The following is a 19799-nucleotide window of genomic DNA, read 5'->3' on the forward strand; positions in this document are numbered from 1 at the left end:
GCCACTAATCCACCCCGAAGGGCTTCATCGTTCGACTTGCATGTGTTAAGCACGCCGCCAGCGTTCGTCCTGAGCCAGGATCAAACTCTCCATGAATGTTTACCGGTAATCCGGTGCACACACACGTTGAGCGGGCCAGTCATGGTCGGAATATGACCGACTGACCACTGCGTCCTCGCTGTGTAATTGCCTGCAAGCATCGCGGCGAACCGCGACCTCACAGGTCTTTTTCAAAGGAACCTCATCCACCGAAGTGGACGGGGTATCAACTTCTGGCGTTGATTTTTGGCACGCTGTTGAGTTCTCAAGGAACGGACGCTTCCTTTGTACTCACCCTCTCGGGCTTTCCTCCGGGCTTTCGTTCTTGCGTTTCCGACTCTATCAGAGTCAGTCTCGCTTGCTTTCCAGGTCCTTCGCTTTCGCGTTTTCCCTTTCCGGCGATTCCGACTCTATCAGATCCTTTCGGGCCTGACTCCCAGTCAGCGGGTTGCGCCACTTGGGCTGTTGGGCCCTTGCGGCGAGTGAGACAGTAGCGGATTCCTTGCCCCCGAACCTAATCGGCGGCTGCGTCCTCGGACACGGATTCCTCATTCGCAAATACGCATGAAAACGAGACGACACAGTGCGTCGTTCGTTCGAATGTGTAGTGCGGGATGGCTGTCCGGGGACCGACCGGAGTCGGCGCTCACGTCGGACAACTCGAAGGACCTTACGGATCTCGGACTCGTGTGTCAACTCCGGGACAGAGGCCACCCGGCAGCGCTAGCCTGAGGCCCATGACTACGCATGCGCTCACGCTCAGCCTTCGCTGGTGGGCCGCCTGACGGCGGCCGACCTTCCACGCGAGCACGCATGCGCTCACGGCCGCCGCTTACGGCGGCCGTTTCTGTTTCTCCCCTCCCGGGAGTGGCTCGGTCGCCCGACGCGGCGGTCCCGACACCAGCCACGAACAGGGAGACAGGACATGACGAGGATCTTCAGCGGCATCAAGCCGTCCGGACATCTGACGCTGGGGAACTACCTGGGGGCCGTCCGGCAGTGGGTCGCCGCCGACCAGGCGCCGGACGAGGCGCTGTTCTGCGTCGTCGACCTCCACGCACTGACCGTCGAGCACGATCCCGCGCGGGTGCGCCGGCTCAGCCGGCAGGCGGCGACGCTGTTCCTCGCCTCCGGGCTGGACCCGGAGAAATGCACCCTGTTCCTGCAGAGCCACGTCGACGAGCACACCCGGCTCTCGTACCTGCTGGAGTGCACCGCCACCGACGGGGAGATGCGGCGGATGGTCCAGTACAAGGAGAAGTCCGCGCAGGCGCAGACGTCCGGGCAGGGCGTACGGCTGTCGCTGCTGACGTATCCCGTACTGATGGCCGCCGACATCCTGGCGTACGGGACCGAGGAGGTCCCGGTGGGTGAGGACCAGCGGCAGCACGTGGAGCTGGCCCGGGATCTGGCGGTGCGCTTCAACCAGCGGTACGGGCACACGTTCACGGTTCCGAAGGTGACGCTGCCGGAGGTGGCCGCACGGGTCATGGACCTGCAGGAGCCGACGTCGAAGATGGGGAAGTCCGGCGGGGCGGGGCCCGGGGTGGTGTTCATGCTGGACGAGCCCGGGGTGATCCGGAAGAAGGTCATGCGGGCCGTGACCGACAGCGGGGACGGCGGGGTCGTCTACGACCGGGCGGCGCGGCCGGGGGTCGCGAACCTGCTGGACGTGCTGGCCGCCTGCACCGGCGGCGATCCGGCCGCGCTCGCCGAGGAGTACAGCGGGTACGGGGCGCTCAAGCGGGATGTCGCCGACGCGGTGGTGGAGGTGCTGCGGCCGGTGCAGGAGCGGCATGCCGAGCTGGCGGCCGATCCGGCGGCGGTGGAGAAGGTGCTGCGGGACGGGGCCGAGCGGGCGCGGGGGCTGGCGCGGCCGATCGTGGACCGGGCGTACCGGGCGATCGGGCTGCTGGAGCCCTGACGGAGACAGAGGTACGGGCCCCGCTCACGCGGGGCCCGTACCTCTGTGCCGGCTGTGTCAGCTGTTTCCGGAGGCGAGTTCGCGGCTGCGGTCGCGGGCTGCTTCGAGGGCTGCGATCAGGGCGGCCCGTACGCCGTGCCGTTCGAGTTCGACGATCGCGTTGATGGTGGTGCCGGCCGGGGAGGTGACGGCCTCGCGGAGCTTGACCGGGTGCTCGCCGCTGTCGCGGAGCATCACGGCGGCGCCGATGGCGGCCTGGACGATGAGGTCGTGGGCCTGGGCGCGGGGCAGGCCGAGGAGGATGCCGGCGTCGGTCATCGCCTCGACGAGGAAGTAGAAGTAGGCGGGTCCGGAGCCGGACAGGGCGGTGGCGGCGTCCTGCTGGGACTCGGGAACGCGCAGGGTCTTGCCGACGCCGCCGAAGATCTCCTCGGTGTGGGCGAGGTGTTCGGCGGTGGCGTGGCTGCCGGCCGAGATGACGGACATGGCCTCGTCGACGAGGGCGGGGGTGTTCGTCATGACGCGGACGACGGGGGTGCCGGAGGCGAGCCGCTCCTCGAAGAAGGAGGTGGGGATGCCGGCGGCGCCGCTGATGACCAGGCGGTCGGCGGGGACGTGCGGGGCGAGCTCCTCGAGGAGCTTGCCCATGTCCTGCGGCTTGACGGTGAGGATGAGGGTGTCGGCGCGCTTGGCGGCCTCGGCGTTGCTGACGGCCTCGACGCCGTAGCGGGCGCGGAGCTCTTCGGCGCGTTCGGGGCGGCGGGCGGTGACGAGGAGTTTGGAGGCGGGCCAGCCGCCGCGGATCATTCCGCTGAGCAGGGCCTCGCCGATCTTGCCGGTACCGAGGACTGCGACTGTCTGGGTCATGCCCGATTCACCTCGCCGAACTGTGTTGCACGTGTGCTTGCTCTCCGTCCTCATCCTTGCACCCGTGCCCGCGGCGGCGAGGCGGTGTCCGCAGTGCGGTCAGGGCGTACGGCGGCGGAGGGTGGCCGCGCCGAGGACGAGGACGAGCAGCGCGCAGGCGGCGACGATCACGGCGTCGCGGACGAAGTCGGCGGTCATGTCGGTGTGGGTGAGGACCTGGGTCATGCCGTCGACGGCGTAGGACATGGGCAGCACGTTCGAGAGGCCCTCGAGGACGGGCTGCATGGTGTTGCGCGCGGCGAAGAGCCCGCAGAGCAGGAGCTGGGGAAAGATCACGGCCGGCATGAACTGGACGGCCTGGAACTCGCTGGCGGCGAAGGCGGAGACGAACAGGCCGAGCGCGGTGCCGAGGATTGCGTCGAGGAGGGCGACGAGCAGGACCAGCCAGGGGGAGCCGACGACGTCGAGGCCGAGGAACCAGAGGGCGAGGCCGGTGGCGAGGAGGGACTGGACGACGGCGACGGCGCCGAAGGCGAGCGCATAGCCGGCGATCAGGTCGCCCTTGCCGAGCGGCATGGCGAGGAGGCGTTCGAGGGTGCCGGAGGTGCGTTCGCGCAGGGTCGCGATCGAGGTCACCAGGAACATGGTGATGAGGGGGAAGATCCCGAGGAGGGACGCGCCGGTGCTGTCGAACGTGCGCGGGTTCCCGTCGAAGACGAAGCGCAGCAGCGTCAGCATCAGTACGGGGACCAGGAGCATCAGTGCGATGGACCGCGGGTCGTGGCGCAGCTGGCGCAGGACGCGGGCGGCGGTGGCGGCGGTGCGGGCGCTGTTCACGGGGTCGGCTCCTGGGCGGCGAGGGTGTTGGCCTCGTCGACGAGGCGGAGGAAGCCCTCCTCGACGGTGGCGGAGTGCGTACGGGTGCGCAGTGCGTCGGGGGTGTCCTGGGCGAGGATGCGGCCCTCGCGCATGAGGAGCAGGTCGTGGCAGCGCTCGGCCTCGTCCATGACGTGGGAGGAGACGAGGATCGTGGCGCCGCGGGTGGCGGCGATGTCGTGGAAGAGGTTCCACAGGTCGCGGCGCAGGACGGGGTCGAGGCCCACGGTGGGTTCGTCGAGGACGAGCAGCTCGGGGGTGCCGAGGAGTGCGACGGCGAGGGAGACGCGGCTGCGCTGGCCGCCGGAGAGGTTGCTGGCGAGGGCGGTGGCGTGGGTGGTGAGGTCGACGTCGGCGATGGCGCGGGTGACGGTGGCGCGGCGACGGTCGGCGGCGGCGCGGCGAGGGGTCTCCCCGGCGAAGCGAGGGGAAGGGTCGAGGACGGCGGCGAAGTAGTCGAGGTTCTGACGGACGGTGAGGTCGTCGTAGACGGAGGGGGCCTGGGTGACGTAGCCGATGCGGGAGCGGAGCTCGGGGTGGCCGGCGGGGCGGCCGAGGACGTCGAGGGTGCCGGTGACGTGGGCCTGGGTGCCGACGATGGAGCGCATGAGGGTGGATTTGCCGCAGCCGGAGGGGCCGAGGAGGCCGGTGATGCGGCCGCGGGGGACGTCGAAGGCGATGTCGTCGATGACGGTGCGGGGGGCGCGGCCGGTGCCGCGGCGGACGGTGAGGCCGCGGGCGTGCACGGCGGTGGCCGTGCACTCGGCGGTGGCTTCCGCCGTGGCGTGCGGCGAGACCTCCGCCGTGGCCGTGACGGCCTCTCGCTCTCGGTTATTCATCATGTGATGAATAATGCTCCTGGCGGTGCCGGGGCGTCAACAGGAGGGGGTCGGCCGAAGGGGCTGGGCCGCTACTTCTTCCGCTTGGGGCGGCGCGCGGCCGGGTTGCCCGTACGGGTGCTGCGGCGGCGGGCGAATTCGGCGGTGGCGCGCTCGTACTCGGCGCGGCGCAGCTTCTCGCCGGGGGCCTCGGCGAGGCAGCGCAGGAAGTACGCGATGAGGGAGCCGATGAAACCGATCGTCTTCAGGCCCTTGAGGGCTGCCTCGTCGGAGGACGGGGCGGGACGCCGCTTGAAGGAGTCCCAGGTCTTGACGAAGGCGATGGAGCTCGCGATCGCGAAGAGGACGACGACGGAGATGCTCAGGAACGGGCCGACGTTGCCGATCTCCAGGCCCTCGTAGGCGAGGCGGAGCAGGACGGCCGCGGCCACGGCGGTGATGAGCGAGCCGGCGGCGAGGCCGACGCGGAGCAGCGCGTAGCCGCCGTCGTGGTTCACCCAGGTGGTGCCGAAGAACCGGATCGGCTCGGGCTCGGGCCCGTCGGCGCGGGCGGGGACCGCAGGCGCCTGCGCGGCCGGCTCGGCGGGGGTCTGGTCTCGCTGGTCGTCGTCGCTCACACCAGCGATTATCCACCGCCCCGCCGACCCGGCCGGGGTCGTCTCACGTGGCAGACGGGGGCCGCTAAGCGCAGTGGGTGGCGACGTAGCCGTCGCTGCCCGTCTTCACGTAGGCGTCGGAGACGAACCGGCCGTTGCCGACGCAGTCCCAGATGTCCGTCGTGCCGTACGGGCCCGAGACGGTCGTGCCGTCGCACTGGCAGCGGATCGCGACGGACGCCCCGTAGGGCAGGACGTCGATGACCGAGTAGTTGGTGCCCGGGCCGCTGCGGACGTTCACGCGGTACCCCGGAGCGACCGGAAACGTCTGGAATCCGGAGTCGGCTGCGAGGCTCTGGACTTGGCTGGAATTATTCTCTGTCGACATGCGAAATCTCCCCCCACGGGTGTTGCCGTGCGCAACTCGCGCAGGGTAGCAGGACCCTTGGAGATTCGTACGGGTCATCGACTAGGCTCCGGCGGGGGTGGTTGAGCGGTGCATTCGCTGCGCGCGGACTACGTGGGCTTTCCGGAGTACGCCGGGCAGTACCGGCTCGAATCGGTGCTCGGTTCCGGCGGGATGGGCGTCGTCCACCTGGCCACCTCCGGCTCGGGGCTGAAACTCGCCGTCAAGATCGTGCATGCCGAGCATGCGGTCGATCCGGAGTTCCGGGCCCGGTTCCGGCAAGAGGTCACCGCCGCCCGGCGGGTGAGCGGAGCCTTCACCGCGCCCGTCGTGGATGCCGATCCGGATGCCGAACGGCCGTGGATGGCCACCCTGTTCATCGACGCCCCGACGCTCGCCGAGCGCGTACGGGAGCGGGTGCTGGACCCCGTCGAACTGGCCAGGCTCGCCGCCGGGCTGGCAGAGGCGCTGCGGGACATCCACCGGGCGGGGGTCGTCCACCGGGACCTGAAGCCCAGCAACGTACTGATGGCCCCGGACGGGGTCCGGGTCATCGACTTCGGCATCTCGCGGCCGGCGGACAGCGATCTGCGGACCGAGACGGGGAAGCTGATCGGGACGCCGCCCTACATGGCGCCAGAGCAGTTCCAGCGGCCGCGGGAGGTGGGGACGGCCGCGGACGTCTTCGCCCTGGGCGCGGTGCTCGTCCACGCGGCGACGGGGCACGGGCCGTTCGACTCCGACAGCCACTACCTCGTGGCGTACCAGGTCGTGCACGCCGAGCCCGACCTGAGCGGGCTGCCGGAGCAGCTCGTACCGCTCGTGGCGCGGTGCCTGGCGAAGGAGCCGGCGGACCGGCCCACCGCGGAGGAGCTGATCGCGGAGATGCGGGCGGTGGCGTACCCGACCTCCGAGGACACGCAGACGTTCGTCCCGCGGCCGCGGCCGCTGCCGCCGGTCGAGACGGGGGCGGCTGAAGAGGCCACGCACCGCAGGGGGCTGCTGAGCGTCGATTCCGCACGTCCCGGTCGAGGGCGGCGCAGGGCGCGGGTGGCCGCGGCGGTGGCCGTGGGGCTGCTGCTGACGGGCGGGGCCGTGGGCGGGTACCTGCACTTCGGGGCGGGCGCAGGACCGCCGGGGAAGACCACCGCCGCGAAAGCCGGTCCCGTGCCCTCGAAGCCCTTCGTCCCGTGGGCGGTTGCGCTGGGCGCGCCGGGAGCCGGCAACCGGACCGGCCCCGGCTCCTGTTCCTGGGAGGCGGCCCTGTACTGCGCGGGGCCGGGTCTGACCGCGGCCCGGCTCGACCCTGCGGACGGCTCGGTGATGTGGTCGGTGAAGGCGGCCGCGGCCCCGGCCGCCGGGACGGCGACGGACAGCGCGCCGCTGCACGCGGGCGGGCTGGTCCTCGCGGTCGCCCCGGGCAGCGGGATCCTCCAGGCGCTGGATCCGGGGACGGGCGCCGAGCGCTGGAAGCGGAAACTGCCGGACGGCGCGCGGGTGGTGGCCGCGGGCGGGCAGGTGCTGCTCGTGCCGCCGAACGGGAGTGTGACCGCGCTCGACGCGGCGAGCGGGGCCGTGCGGTGGACGAAGCAGCTCGGCGGGGTGGGCTCCGTGTGGTGGGGCGGCGGCCCGGATTCCGGCGGAGCACCGGTGATGTACGTGGCGACGCCCGACGGGGGCGGCGGTACGACGCAGCTCGCGGCGGTGGACCCGGCGGGCGGAACGCTGCGCTGGCAGCTCCGGACCGCGGGGCGGCTGCGGCCGGTCGGAGGCGCGCACGGCGGGCTGTACCTGCTGGACAGCGACGCGGAGGCGAAGACCGGTGCGGTGGTTCGGGTGGACGTGACGAGTCACGCCGTACGGCGGGTCCGGCTGTCGGCGCCGCTGTTCGACGCTGAGGCGGCGGTGGGCCCGGACGGCGTCGTGTACGTGGTGGGGGCCTCGGGCGGGCTGGTCGCCGTGGGCGCCGAGAAGGAGCAGTGGCGGCTGGAGACCGGCCTGGCCGTGACCTCCCGGCCGGTGGCGGCCGACGGCCGGATCCACCTGGCGGCGCCGGATGGACGGCTGTTGGCGGTCGATGCCGGGAGCGGGCGGCTGATGGGGCAGACGAAGCCGCGGATGGGCGACGGGCGGGACGGGTTCACGGCGGCGCTGCCGGCGCCGGTGTCTGCCGACGGGCGGGTGTACGGAACGGCGCCCGACGGGTCGGTGTTCGCCGTGGACGGGGCCGATCCCGCCGGGTGGTGACGGCCCCGGCCCGTCCGGGCGAACGCCGGCGGGGCCGGCCCCCGCCAACGGCGGGGCCGGCCCCCGCAGGGTCCGGGCGGACGGAATGCGGCGGAGCCGCGTGCGCGGGGACGGGTCAGCCGCCCAGCAGGCTCACGTCGCGGACTGCGCCCTTGTCGGCGCTGGTGGCCATCGCCGCGTACGCGCGCAGGGCCGCCGAGACCTTGCGTTCGCGGTTCTTCGGGGCGTAGACGCCGCCGAGGGCCGCGTGGCGGGCCGCCAGGGTGGCCTCGTCGACCAGGAGCTCGATCGAGCGGTTCGGGATGTCGATCCGGATGCGGTCGCCGTCCTCGACGACGGCGATGTTGCCGCCCGAGGCCGCCTCCGGGGAGGCGTGGCCGATGGACAGGCCCGAGGTGCCGCCGGAGAAGCGGCCGTCCGTCACCAGCGCGCAGACCTTGCCGAGGCCGCGGCCCTTCAGGAACGACGTCGGGTAGAGCATCTCCTGCATGCCGGGGCCGCCGCGCGGGCCCTCGTACCGGATGACGACGACGTCGCCCGCCTTGATCTCCTTACGGAGGATCTTGTCGACCGCCTCGTCCTGCGATTCGCAGACGACCGCCGGGCCCTCGAAGGTCCAGATCGACTCGTCGACGCCGGCCGTCTTCACGACACAGCCGTCGACCGCGATGTTGCCGCGCAGGACGGCCAGCCCGCCGTCCTTGGAGTACGCGTGCTGGACGGAGCGGATGCAGCCGCCCTCGGCGTCGAGGTCGAGGGTGTCCCAGCGCTCGGACTGGGAGAAGGCGGTGGCGGAGCGCACGCAGCCGGGGGCCGCGTGCCACAGCTCCATGGCCACCTCCGAGGCGGTGCCGCTGCGGGCGTCCCACTTCCCGAGCCAGTCCTCCAGGTTCTCGGAGTGGACCGTGGTGACGTCCTTGTTCAGGAGGCCACCGCGGTGCAGCTCGCCGAGGATGGCGGGGATGCCGCCGGCCCGGTGGATGTCCTCCATGTAGTACGTGCCGCCGGGCGCCACGTTCGGGGCGACCTTGGCCAGGCACGGAACCCGGCGCGAGACCTCGTCGATGTCGGTGAGGTCGTACTCCAGGCCCGCCTCCTGGGCGGCGGCCAGCAGGTGCAGGATCGTGTTCGTGGAGCCGCCCATCGCGATGTCGAGGGCCATGGCGTTCTCGAAGGCCTGGCGGGTCGCGATGGAGCGCGGCAGGACCGAGTGGTCGTCCTGCTCGTAGTACCGCTTGGTGATCTCGACGACCGTACGGCCGGCGTCCTCGTACAGGGCGCGGCGGGCGGTGTGCGTCGCGAGGACGGAGCCGTTGCCGGGGAGGGCCAGGCCGATGGCCTCGGCGAGGCAGTTCATCGAGTTGGCGGTGAACATGCCCGAACACGACCCGCAGGTCGGACAGGCGTTCTCCTCGATCCGCAGCACGTCCTCGTCCGAGACGTTCTCGTTGGAGGCGTCGACCATGGCGTCGATCAGGTCGAGCTTGCGGACGGTGCCGTCGACGAGGATGGCCTGGCCGGCCTCCATCGGGCCGCCCGACACGAACACGACGGGGATGTTGAGGCGCATGGCGGCCATCAGCATGCCGGGCGTGATCTTGTCGCAGTTGGAGATGCAGATGAGCGCGTCGGCGCAGTGCGCCTCGACCATGTACTCCACGCTGTCCGCGATCAGGTCGCGGGAGGGCAGGGAGTACAGCATGCCTCCGTGGCCCATGGCGATGCCGTCGTCGACCGCGATGGTGTTGAACTCGCGCGGGATGGCGCCCGCGGCGCGGATGGCGTCGGAGACGATCCGGCCGACCGGGGCCAGGTGCGTGTGCCCGGGGACGAACTCGGTGAACGAGTTGGCGACCGCGATGATCGGCTTCCCGATGTCCTCGCTCGCTACGCCCGACGCACGCATAAGGGCGCGTGCGCCCGCCATGTTGCGGCCGTGGGTGACGGTGCGGGACCTCAGCTCGGGCATCGGGTTCACTCCCCATGAGTGCGGTGGCGCAAGGCGCCGGCCGCGACTTTACGACTGTGGATATGGCTCGGTTACGAGGCTACGCCCCTGGCCCGGGATGCGGACAGGTTGTCCGCATCCCGGGACGAGCGGCTCATTCCTCGGTCAGGGCTCATTCCTCGGTCAGGTAGCGCTGGAGGGTCGGGGCCACGAGGGCGACGATGGCCTCCGGGTCGGCGGACGCGAGGGGCTCGATCTGGACCACGTACCGCAGGAGCGCGATGCCGATCATGTGGGAGGCGGCGAGCTCGGCGCGGAAGGTGGGGTCGGGGACGTTGAGGTCGGCCGCGACCCGTTCCAGGACCCGGCGCAGGATCAGCCGGCGCAGGACCGCCGCCGCGGCCTCGTGGGTGAGGGCGGAGCGGATGACGGCGAGGAGGGGGGCGCGGGAGACCGGGTTCTCCCAGATGCCCAGGAAGTAGCGCGCCAGGCGTTCGCCGATGCCCTCGGGGCCCTCCCCGACGATCGCGGGGACGACGAGGGCGGGCTCCATCGTGACCTCGATGGCGGCGGCGAAGAGGTCGTCCTTGCTGCCGAAGTAGTGGTGGACCAGTGCCGGGTCCACGCCGGCGACCTTCGCGATGCCGCGTACGGACGTCTTGTCGTACCCGCGCTCCGCGAACACCTCGCGGGCCGCGAGCCGGATCCGCTCCTGGGTGCCGGGGCCGTCGTCGGCCTCGTCCTGACGGGGCCGGCCGGGCCCGCGGCGCGGCTTGGCGGGTTCCGTCATGGCCGGGGGGTCCGAACCGGGGTGGCACCGGCACTGGCCGCGAGGTGGAGCCGGGTGAAGGCCAGGGCCTCGGCGAGGTCGGCCTCGCGCTCCGCGGAGGACATCGCGCGGCGGGTGTTCACCTCGATGACGACGTGCCCGGCGAAGGAACTGGTGGCGAGACGTTCCAGCAGCTCGGCACAGGGCTGGGTGCCGCGGCCGGGGACGAGGTGCTCGTCCTTGGCCGAGCCGTTGCCGTCGGCGAGGTGCACGTGCGCGAGGCGGTCCCCCATGCGGTCGATCATCGCGGCCGCATCCGTACGGGCGGTCGCGGTATGCGAAAGATCGACAGTGAAATGCCGGTAATCGTCTTTGGTGACATCCCACTCGGGGGCATAGGCCAGCATCTCGCGGTCCCGGTACCGCCACGGGTACATGTTCTCGACGGCGAACCGGACGTCGGTCTCGTCGGCCATCCGCCAGATGCCGCTGACGAAGTCCCGCGCGTACTGCCGCTGCCACCGGAAGGGCGGGTGCACGACGACGGTCGAGGCCCCCAGCCGCTCGGCCGCGGCCTGCGCCCGCTGGAGCTTGGTCCAGGGATCGGTGGACCACACCCTCTGGGTGATGAGCAGACAAGGGGCGTGCACGGCCAGGATCGGCACCTGATGATGCTCGGACAGCCGCCGCAGCGCATCGATGTCCTGGCTGACCGGATCCGTCCAGACCATCACCTCGACGCCGTCGTACCCGAGGCGCGCGGCGATCTCGAAGGCGGTCGCCGTCGACTCCGGGTACACGGAGGCGGTGGAGAGGGCGACTTTCGCGGTCGGGATCCGGACTGGTTTTGCCACGGGGACAGGGTACGGGGCGCAGCCGCCGAGGACCGTGACGGCCGCCACGCCGGCCCCGATCCCGGGAACGGGACGCCGGGGATTCGCATTTCCGGGCCGCTGAGGTGCGGCCCTCCTGGACGGAGGTAGGACCATGGACGAGCCCTTGGGCGGAGGTAGGACCATGGACGAGCCCTTTGAACGATGGGCAACCCGGCAGACGCTGAGATGTGAGGAACGCGTAGCGATCTGACGCGCATCGGCCGCCTGTCCGACCCCGATGGTGTTCTGGTCGCTGTCCGGCTCCGGCTGGGCCGGCGGCCCCGACCCGGGACGGGCCTGCTCATGGGCCCCGGCTGGGCATCCGGACCCCCGGAACCAAGCCGCGAGATCGCTGATGCCGCCCTGCTCAAGGCTTGTGTCCAGGTGACCGTCCTTTTGGGGGCTTCCCGGCAGTCCTTGTCTTTCCGGGGCGGGACGGGCGGTCAAGGGCGGCCGAAGGCCGTCGCGAAGCGACGCGAAGCGCCCTTGAGGGCCCGGCCCGACACGGAGAGACGATGGGACTGGCGGGAAACCCCCGAACCATCCCCGATCGGGCCCCGCAGGCATGCCGCCCCGGGTCCCCGGCCTGCCAGGCAGCGCCTGCCTGAACGAAATACTGCCGACGTCGACCCCGCTCGGGGGCTGCCGGGCCCGGGCCTCGCTGCCGAGGGCGGCGGGTGGGCAACCACCGTGCCGGGGCGGCGGAGCGAGGGGGCGAAGACCCCGCCCGCGCCGCAAGCCCCGTACCCCCCGCCCGCGCCGCAAGCCCCGTACGCGCCTCAGGACGGCAAGTGGTCCAGGCGGCGCAGGATGACGCCCTCGCGGAGGGCCCAGGGGCAGATCTCGAGTTCGTCGACGCCGAAGAGGTCCATCGCGCCCTCCGCGACCAGCGCCCCCGCCAGCAGCTGGGACGCGCGGCCCTCCGAGACGCCCGGGAGGGCGGCCCGCTGCGCGGTCGTCATCGCCGCGAGCCTCGGGACCCACTCCTCCAGGGACTTCCGAGTCAGGTCCCGCTGTACGTACAGCCCGTCCGCCGAGCGTGCCGCGCCCGCGATGCGGGCCAGCTGCCGGAAGGTCTTCGACGTCGCCACCACGTGGTCCGGCGCCCCGAAGCGGCTGAACTCGCCGACCGTGCGCGCGATCTGGGCCCGCGCGTGCCGGCGCAGCGCCCGTACGTCCGCCCCGTCCGGCGGGTCGCCCGGGAGCCAGCCCGTGGTGAGGCGGCCCGCGCCCAGCGGCAGCGAGACCGCCGCGTCGGGGTCCTCGTCGATGCCGTACGCGATCTCCAGCGAGCCGCCGCCGATGTCGAGGACCAGCAGCTTGCCCGCGGACCAGCCGAACCAGCGGCGGGCGGCGAGGAACGTCAGCCGCGCCTCGTCCTCACCGCTGAGGATGGGGAGGTCGATGCCGGTCTCGAGCTTCACCCGGGCCAGGACCTCGTCCGCGTTGGTGGCTTCCCGTACGGCGCTGGTCGCGAAGGGCAGCACGTCCTCGCAGCCCTTGTCCTCGGCGGCCTGCGCGGCCTCGCCGATCACCGATACGAGGCGCTCTATGCCCGCCGGGGTGACCGCTCCGGCCTCATCGAGCAGCTCCGCCAGCCGCAGTTCCACCTTGTGCGAGTGCGCCGGCTGCGGGCGCGCGCCGGGGTGCGCGTCCACCACCAGCAGATGGATCGTGTTCGAACCCACATCAAGGACACCGAGTCTCATACGAGGAAACGCTACTGTGCGGCTGGAGTATGGGTGGCGTAAGGGGCGCTTAGGCTTGGGTTTGTGCCAAATACGAAGAAGGCCAACAAGTCCAAGCCCGCCGAGAAGCCTGAGAAGACCGAAAAGGTCAAGAAGGCCGACAAGGCCAAGAAGGCGAATCCCCAGGCCAAAGCCTCGGTCGCGCGTGACGACGAGAAGGGGCTCGACTTCCCGCGGGCCTGGGTGGAGTTTCCCGACCCCGCCGATGCCGAGCAGGTCTTCCGCTGCGACCTGACCTGGCTGACCTCCCGCTGGACGTGCATCTTCGGCAGCGGCTGCCAGGGCATCCAGGCCGGCCGGGCCGATGACGGCTGCTGCACCCTCGGCGCGCACTTCTCGGACGAGGACGACGAGAAGCGGGTCGCCGAGCACGTGGCACGACTGACGCCCGAGCTGTGGCAGTTCCACGACGTCGGCAGCGAGACCGGCTGGACGCAGCACGACGACGACGGGGAGAAGCAGACCCGCCGCTGGGACGGCGCGTGCATCTTCCTGAACCGGCCGGGGTTCCCCGCCGGCGCCGGGTGCTCGCTGCACATCCTGGCGCTGAAGAGCGGCCAGGAGCCGCTGGAGACCAAGCCCGACGTGTGCTGGCAGCTGCCGATCCGCCGGACGTACGACTGGATCGACCGGCCGGACGACACGCGGGTGCTGCAGGTGTCGATCGGCGAGTACGACCGGCGCGGCTGGGGTCCGGGCGGGCACGACCTGCACTGGTGGTGCACGTCGGCGACGTCCGCGCACGGCGCCGGCGAGCCGGTGTACGTGTCGTACCGCGCGGAGCTGACCGAGCTGATGGGCAAGGAGGGGTACGAGGCCCTCGTGAAGCTGTGCGAGGCACGGCTGTCCTCGCTGCTGCCGATGGCGCCGCACCCCGCGGACCCGGCTTAGTCCGACCCGGCCCGACCGACCCGGCCCGACCGACCCCGCCTAGCCCGCCGCCGGCCCGCTCGGGTCCGCGGGCGGGGAAACCGTTCCTCCTGAGGCGCTCGGGGTCGGTGTGGGCGTCGGCGTGGGGGCGGCGGCCGTCCTGGTGCGGGAGGGGGATCTCGGACTCGCTCGCGGAGATCCGGGTGGCTTCCACGCCGACGGGCTCGCCGGTCTCCGGGGCGCCGCGGTACGCGGCCCAGAGCGCGAGGACCGGGGCCGCGACGACGGTGGCGACGACGGTGGTGGTCAAGGCCCGGGCCCGCAGCCGGTCGCGGCGGGCCGCACGGTCCCGGGGGTCCATCGGGAAGCCGGTGCGGTCGAAGCGGGGGCCGGGCCTGCGGCGGCGCCGGCCACCGCCGCCGGAGCGCAGCATGGCCGCGCGGACGGCAGTGCGCGGGGCGGGGACCAGCGGGAGGGCCGCGTGGATGCCGCCGGTGCCGGGCCAGGGCGAGGCGGCGTCGACGCGCTCGGCGACGCGGCGGCAGCGCGGGCAGTCGTCGACGTGGCGGACCAGCTCGGCGCGCAGGGTGGTGGACAGGAGCACCTGGCCGTCGCCGGTGAGCCGCGAGACGGAGGGGCAGCTGCCGGTCTCGACGACGGCGAGGGCGGCGCGGGTCCGCTCCACCTCGCAGGCGGCGCCGGCCAGCAGCTCCCGGGCGGTGGCGGGGGGCGTGCCGAGGACGGCGGCGAGTTCGGGGACGCCGAGGCGGTGGCGGACGGCGAGCTCGAGGGCCTCGCGCTGCGCGGGCGTGGTCCCGGCGGCCTCGGGCCAGGCGAGGCGGGCCAGCTCGGTGCGCCGGTAGGCATTCACGTCCAGGGAGCGGTGCGCCTCCGGCGCGTGCTCGGAATCCGTGTGCTCCGGCGTGCGCCGGGCGGAATGCGCTCCCTGCCGGGTCCGCCGGTGCTCGGCCAGCCGCTGCAGACAGCCCCAGCGGGCGAGGGCGTACAGCCAGGCCCGCCGGCCGCCCTCGTCGGGACATCGGCCCGGGTGCCGCTCGGCGACGGCGAGGACGTCGGCGAGCACCTCGGTGGCGGTGTCGTGGTCGCAGAGGACCGACAGGCAGTACGTGAACAGGCCGTCGAGGTACGGCTCGTGCCGGAAGGGGGGCGGCTGCCGTTCTCCTTCGGGGCCTTCTCGGCCTTCGGGGCCCTCGGGGGGCGTGCGCCCGTGCGCCCGGTGTGCGCCGGTGCGCTGGGCGGGGCTCTCCTGGCTGCTGCTGTTCACCCTGGCGAAGGTAGGCCGCACGCCGGTGACGGCCGTGAAGCCTTCAGCTGTTTTAGCCCTTACGGGTGAACAGATCGAACCCGTGCTGACAGCGGCCCTGACGCCGGGCGCGCGGGCAGGGGCGCGGACCCGGCGCGGAGCCGGGCCCGGCCCGGACCCCGGCCCGGACCCCGGCCCGTGGCGCGGGCGCTGTCACAGGGGCCGGATACCGTGGGCCGCATGGCTGCCCGTACATCTCGTTCATCCGCCAAGGACCGGCCGTCCTACCGCTGCTCCGAGTGCGGGTACACGACCGCGAAATGGCTCGGGCGGTGCCCCGAATGCCAGGCGTGGGGCACCGTGGAGGAAATGGGCGGCGCGCCCGCCGTACGGACCACCGCCGCCGGCCGGGTCTCGGCGCCCGCGCTCCCGATCGCGCAGGTCGACGGCCGGACGGCGACCGCCCGCAGCACCGGTGTGGACGAGCTGGACCGGGTCCTCGGCGGCGGGCTCGTGCCCGGCGCCGTCGTCCTGCTGGCCGGCGAGCCCGGCGTCGGGAAGTCGACGCTGCTGCTGGACGTGGCGGCGAAGGCGGCCAGCGAGGCGCACCGCACGCTCTACGTGACGGGCGAGGAGTCGGCGAGCCAGGTGCGGCTGCGGGCCGACCGGATCAAAGCGCTGAGCGACCACCTCTTCCTCGCCGCCGAGACCGACCTGTCCGCCGTGCTGGGCCACCTCGACGCCGTGCAGCCCTCGCTGCTGGTCCTGGACTCCGTACAGACCGTGGCCTCGCCCGAGATCGACGGCGCACCCGGCGGCATGGCCCAGGTCCGCGAGGTGGCCGGGGCGCTGATCCGCGCCTCCAAGGAGCGCGGCATGGCCACCCTGCTGGTCGGGCACGTCACCAAGGACGGGGCGATCGCCGGCCCCCGGCTGCTGGAGCACCTGGTGGACGTGGTCCTCAGCTTCGAGGGCGACCGGCACGCACGCCTGCGCCTCGTACGCGGCGTCAAGAACCGGTACGGGGCCACCGACGAGGTCGGCTGCTTCGAGCTCCACGACGAGGGGATCACCGGGCTCGCCGACCCGAGCGGACTGTTCCTGACCCGGCGCGCGGAGGCCGTCCCCGGGACCTGCCTGACGGTGACGCTGGAGGGCAAGCGCCCGCTGGTCGCCGAGGTGCAGGCGCTGACCGTGGACTCGCAGATCCCCTCGCCGCGGCGGACCACCTCGGGCCTGGAGACCTCCCGCGTCTCGATGATGCTGGCGGTGCTGGAGCAGCGCGGCCGGATCACCGCACTCGGCAAGCGCGACATCTACAGCGCCACCGTGGGCGGGGTGAAGCTGACGGAGCCGGCCGCCGACCTGGCGATCGCGCTCGCGCTGGCCTCGGCGGCGAGCGACGTGCCGCTGCCGAAGAACCTCGTCGCGATCGGGGAGGTCGGCCTCGCGGGCGAGGTGCGGCGCGTGACCGGGGTGCAGCGGCGGCTCGCGGAGGCGCACCGGCTCGGCTTCACGCACGCCCTGGTGCCCGGCGACCCCGGGAAGGTGCCGGCCGGCATGAAGGTCACCGAGGTCGCGGACATGGGCGACGCCCTGCGCGTCCTGCCGCGCGGGCGGTCGCGGGCGGCGGCCAAGGAGTAGGCGGCCGCGGCGCAGGGGCCCGTGGAGCGGGCGGTCACGGCGTCGGCGCCCGCGAAGGTGTGGCGGAGTGAGCGTGCAGGAGCCGTGCAGGAGCGGTGGAGTTGGCGCAGGAGTGCCTGGTGAGGGGACCCGTACGGGGTCCCTCGGGGGCGCACCTGGCCAAGCCACGGCGGGCGCGCAGCGCGCGCCGGTAGACTTCTGGATGGTCCGCCCGGCCGTACGCAGGCGGCGCAACCCGCGACCGGAGGAGTGCAGTGGCAGCCAAGGACGGGGCAGCAGCATCCGGGAAGTCGGGCGCGAGCTCCAAGCAGGAGGCCATGATGCGCGCCTCGCTGAGCGCGGTCGCACCTGGTCAGCCCCTGCGTGACGGTCTGGAACGGATCGTCCGCGGCAACACCGGCGGCCTCATCGTCCTCGGGATGGACAAGTCCGTCGAGGCGATGTGCACGGGCGGTTTCGTCCTGGACGTGGAGTTCACCGCGACCCGGCTGCGCGAGCTGTGCAAGCTCGACGGCGCGCTGATCCTGGACAAGGACATCACCAAGATCCTGCGGGCCGGCGTCCAGCTGGTGCCTGACGCGTCGATCCCGACGGAGGAGACGGGCACCCGTCACCGCACCGCGGACCGCGTCTCGAAGCAGTGCGGCTTCCCCGTGGTGTCGGTGTCGCAGTCGATGCGGCTGATCGCGCTGTACGTGGACGGGGAGCGCCGGGTCCTGGAGGAGTCCGGGGCGATCCTGTCGCGGGCGAACCAGGCGCTGGCCACGCTGGAGCGGTACAAGCTGCGGCTCGACGAGGTCGCGGGGACGCTGTCGGCGCTGGAGATCGAGGACCTGGTCACGGTGCGCGACGTGACGGCGGTCGCGCAGCGGCTGGAAATGGTTCGCCGCATTGCCACGGAAATCGCTGAATACGTGGTCGAGCTGGGTACGGACGGGCGACTGCTGTCGCTCCAGCTGGACGAGCTGACGGTCGGCATCGAGCAGGAGCGGGAGCTGGTGATCCGGGACTACGTGCCGGAGCCGACGGCGAAGCGCTCCCGCACGGTGGACGAGGCGCTGCCGGCGCTGGACGCCCTGACGCATCCGGAGCTGCTGGAGCTCGGCATCGTGGCGCGCGCGCTGGGGTACACGGGCTCGCCGGAGACGCTCGACTCGGCGGTGTCCCCGCGGGGGTACCGGCTGCTGGCGAAGGTTCCGCGGCTGCCGGGGGCCATCATCGAGCGGCTGGTGGAGCACTTCGGGGGCCTGCAGAAGTTGCTGGCCGCGTCGGTGGACGATCTGCAGACGGTCGACGGGGTCGGGGAAGCCCGTGCGCGGAGCGTCCGCGAGGGCCTGTCCCGCCTGGCGGAGTCCTCGATCCTCGAGCGCTACGTCTGATCCTTTGCGCGGACCTCGCGCCGCCCGGCGCCTGGGCGCCTCCCGGGCTTCGGCCCGCTGCGCCGGACTGCGTCCGGCGGGACCCCACCCGGGCTCCGCCCCAAGGCACTAGTCCTGCTTGAGGACGAACGACGTTCGGGCGACCGGCATGCCCGGGGACTTGACCTCCACCACGTACGTGTCCGGAGCCGCGCTCCCCGCCGGAGGCGCCTGGCACTGGTCCGCCGCGCTGAACTTCCTGTCCCACTCCAGCGACTGCTTCGTCTCCCCCTGCGCCGGCACCCGGAAGAACGCGTTGCCCGCGCCCGACGGGCAGTCCGACGAGGACCAGACGGCCTTGCTGGTGCTCGCCTGGAGGATGGTCAGGACCGCCTGCTTCGGGCCGAGGTCGACCTTGCAGGTCGTGCCGGAGACATTGCGGGCGACCAGTTCGAGGCGGGGCTTCTCGCTCGTCTCGTACTCGTTCTTCACGCTCTTGACCTCCCACTGCAGCCCGCTCGGGGCGCACGTGGGAAGCGGGGAGTCCGCCGGGACCTGGGACGTGGAGCCGCCCGTACCGCCACTGCCGCTGCCCCCGACGCTGCCGGCGGAGCCCGAACCCGCGCCCGCCGCCGTGCCCGGAGTGCCGCCCGGCTCGCCGTTCTTGCCCGCGCCGCCGCCCGACTCCGCACGCCCGCCCGGCGCCTGACTGATCGCCGGCCCCGTCCCCGCGGGCCCGGGGGTGATCGAGGCGACCGGGTCGGGCCCCTTGTCGCCGCCCTTGCCGTTCGTACTCGACTTCCCCCCACCGGAACTGACGGTCCATACGGCGAGGAGCGCGAGCAGCGCGACAACGGACGCCAGCACAGCCCTCCGTCGCCAGTAGATGGAGGAGGGGAGCGGCCCGACCGGATTGCGCATAGATCCCACGGACGGAACTTTACGAGAGTCCGCGGCCCGATCTGCGCCCCACATGCCGCGCAAGCGGCTTGTTCTGCCGATGATCATCCTGCAGGCGGACGTCCGACCGGTGAGAATCGGCCAAGAGTCCCACGTCAGGCGCGATCGGGTTTGAGTACGTTCGGTGACCGTGGACACCTCCGGCCTCTACCGCGACATCACCGATTCCGCCCGCTCCGCACCCGGCTGGATGCGGTCGGCGTTCGAGGCCTGGACGGAGTACGGGCTGGTGCTTTTCGGCCTGCTCTTCATAGCCGTGTGGTGGCGTGCGCGCACCCAGGACGGCCCGCGGGCCGTCGCGCTGGCCCTGGCCGTACGCCGCCTCGCACTGCTGACCGTGCCGCTGGCCCTGCTGATGGCCTTCTCCCGGGTCTTCGTCGGCGTCCACTACCCCCACGACGTGGGCGTGGGCCTGCTGCTCGGCGGTTCGCTCGCCGCCCTCTTCGTCCTCGCCCTCACCGGTCCGATCAGTACGATCACCGCCGCCATGCGGGCGAGCGGGGGGCGCGCCGCTGTCCGGTTCACCGGCCCGGCCCCCGCGCGGCATCCCTGAACGTGCCAGGATGCCG

At 72.4% G+C, this 19799-nt stretch carries 16 protein-coding genes, 1 rRNA gene and 1 pseudogene (1 of these 18 running past the window's edge); 6 read left to right on the forward strand and 12 right to left on the reverse strand.

Going from position 1 to position 19799, the window contains the following annotated elements; genetic code table 11:
• Positions 1–96: ribosomal RNA gene (locus OHT74_RS16935) — 16S ribosomal RNA — on the reverse strand; it reaches 1429 nt to the left of the window's first position.
• Positions 97–964: 868 nt separating this feature from the next.
• On the opposite strand from OHT74_RS16935, the gene trpS reads away from it, so the two are divergent.
• On the forward strand, positions 965–1963 hold the full coding sequence (gene trpS / locus OHT74_RS16940) for a tryptophan--tRNA ligase (RefSeq protein ID WP_266665105.1): 999 nt from the start codon (positions 965–967) through the stop codon (positions 1961–1963).
• 57 nt (positions 1964–2020) lie between these two features.
• Here the strand turns inward: trpS and proC are convergent, their stop codons facing one another.
• The 5 genes from proC to OHT74_RS16965 all read right to left on the reverse strand — a co-directional run bounded on the left by proC (position 2021) and on the right by OHT74_RS16965 (position 5529).
• Entirely contained in the window at positions 2021–2830 is an 810-nt protein-coding gene (gene proC, locus OHT74_RS16945; protein ID WP_030300629.1) for a pyrroline-5-carboxylate reductase, read from the reverse strand.
• 99 nt (positions 2831–2929) lie between these two features.
• Positions 2930–3667: an ABC transporter permease gene (locus OHT74_RS16950; RefSeq protein ID WP_266665107.1), complete on the reverse strand. Its 738-nt coding sequence runs from the start codon at positions 3665–3667 to the stop codon at positions 2930–2932.
• Positions 3664–4548 carry an ABC transporter ATP-binding protein gene (locus OHT74_RS16955; RefSeq protein ID WP_443047415.1) on the reverse strand — a complete coding sequence of 295 codons (885 nt, stop codon included), beginning with the start codon at positions 4546–4548 and terminating at the stop codon, positions 3664–3666. The genes OHT74_RS16950 and OHT74_RS16955 overlap by 4 nt, the downstream gene beginning before the upstream one ends.
• Positions 4549–4616: 68 nt before the next feature.
• Entirely contained in the window at positions 4617–5162 is a 546-nt protein-coding gene (locus OHT74_RS16960; protein ID WP_399247795.1) for a hypothetical protein, read from the reverse strand.
• A 64-nt stretch (positions 5163–5226) separates the two neighbouring features.
• Positions 5227–5529, reverse strand: a complete 303-nt coding sequence (locus tag OHT74_RS16965; RefSeq protein ID WP_328620639.1) for an SH3 domain-containing protein — start codon at positions 5527–5529, stop codon at positions 5227–5229.
• 108 nt (positions 5530–5637) lie between these two features.
• Here OHT74_RS16965 and OHT74_RS16970 point away from each other — a divergent pair, with 108 nt between their 5' ends.
• Positions 5638–7794 (forward strand): serine/threonine-protein kinase, encoded by a 2157-nt coding sequence (locus tag OHT74_RS16970; protein WP_328620640.1) that lies wholly within the window; start codon positions 5638–5640, stop codon positions 7792–7794.
• Between the two features lie 115 nt (positions 7795–7909).
• On the opposite strand, the gene ilvD is transcribed toward OHT74_RS16970, so the two are convergent.
• The 4 genes from ilvD to OHT74_RS16990 form a co-directional block, all read right to left on the reverse strand.
• Positions 7910–9763 (reverse strand): dihydroxy-acid dehydratase, encoded by a 1854-nt coding sequence (gene ilvD, locus OHT74_RS16975; RefSeq protein WP_266665113.1) that lies wholly within the window; start codon positions 9761–9763, stop codon positions 7910–7912.
• 151 nt (positions 9764–9914) lie between these two features.
• Positions 9915–10532: a TetR/AcrR family transcriptional regulator gene (locus OHT74_RS16980; protein ID WP_266996358.1), complete on the reverse strand. Its 618-nt coding sequence runs from the start codon at positions 10530–10532 to the stop codon at positions 9915–9917.
• A complete protein-coding gene (locus tag OHT74_RS16985; RefSeq protein WP_266665117.1) occupies positions 10529–11365 on the reverse strand; it encodes a sugar phosphate isomerase/epimerase family protein in 837 nt (278 codons plus the stop codon). The genes OHT74_RS16980 and OHT74_RS16985 overlap by 4 nt, the downstream gene beginning before the upstream one ends.
• 800 nt (positions 11366–12165) lie before the next feature.
• Complete coding sequence (locus OHT74_RS16990) at positions 12166–13095, reverse strand: Ppx/GppA phosphatase family protein (RefSeq protein ID WP_266665119.1); 930 nt, start codon at positions 13093–13095, stop codon at positions 12166–12168.
• A 63-nt stretch (positions 13096–13158) separates the two neighbouring features.
• Between OHT74_RS16990 and OHT74_RS16995 the strand changes: the two genes are divergently transcribed.
• Complete coding sequence (locus OHT74_RS16995; protein ID WP_266996351.1) at positions 13159–14025, forward strand: hypothetical protein; 867 nt, start codon at positions 13159–13161, stop codon at positions 14023–14025.
• A gap of 154 nt (positions 14026–14179) precedes the next feature.
• Here OHT74_RS16995 and OHT74_RS17000 read toward each other — a convergent pair.
• Positions 14180–15289 (reverse strand): annotated as a pseudogene (locus tag OHT74_RS17000) (RNA polymerase sigma factor); the annotation flags it as partial.
• Between the two features lie 219 nt (positions 15290–15508).
• Between OHT74_RS17000 and radA the strand changes: the two are divergent.
• Both radA and disA read left to right on the forward strand, forming a co-directional pair.
• A complete protein-coding gene (gene radA, locus OHT74_RS17005; RefSeq protein WP_328620641.1) occupies positions 15509–16912 on the forward strand; it encodes a DNA repair protein RadA in 1404 nt (467 codons plus the stop codon).
• A gap of 254 nt (positions 16913–17166) precedes the next feature.
• The gene (disA, locus tag OHT74_RS17010; RefSeq protein ID WP_266665127.1) at positions 17167–18291 is read left to right on the forward strand and encodes a DNA integrity scanning diadenylate cyclase DisA; all 1125 of its coding nucleotides are present in this window, start codon (positions 17167–17169) and stop codon (positions 18289–18291) included.
• 108 nt (positions 18292–18399) lie between these two features.
• Here disA and OHT74_RS17015 read toward each other — a convergent pair whose 3' ends face one another.
• On the reverse strand, positions 18400–19137 hold the full coding sequence (locus tag OHT74_RS17015; RefSeq protein ID WP_328620642.1) for a hypothetical protein: 738 nt from the start codon (positions 19135–19137) through the stop codon (positions 18400–18402).
• A 223-nt stretch (positions 19138–19360) separates the two neighbouring features.
• Between OHT74_RS17015 and OHT74_RS17020 the strand changes: the two genes are divergently transcribed.
• A complete protein-coding gene (locus OHT74_RS17020; RefSeq protein WP_328620643.1) occupies positions 19361–19783 on the forward strand; it encodes a phosphatase PAP2 family protein in 423 nt (140 codons plus the stop codon).
• Positions 19784–19799 lie beyond the last annotated feature (16 nt).

The organism is Streptomyces sp. NBC_00354, from assembly GCF_036106915.1.
In the GTDB taxonomy this organism is placed as follows: domain Bacteria; phylum Actinomycetota; class Actinomycetes; order Streptomycetales; family Streptomycetaceae; genus Streptomyces.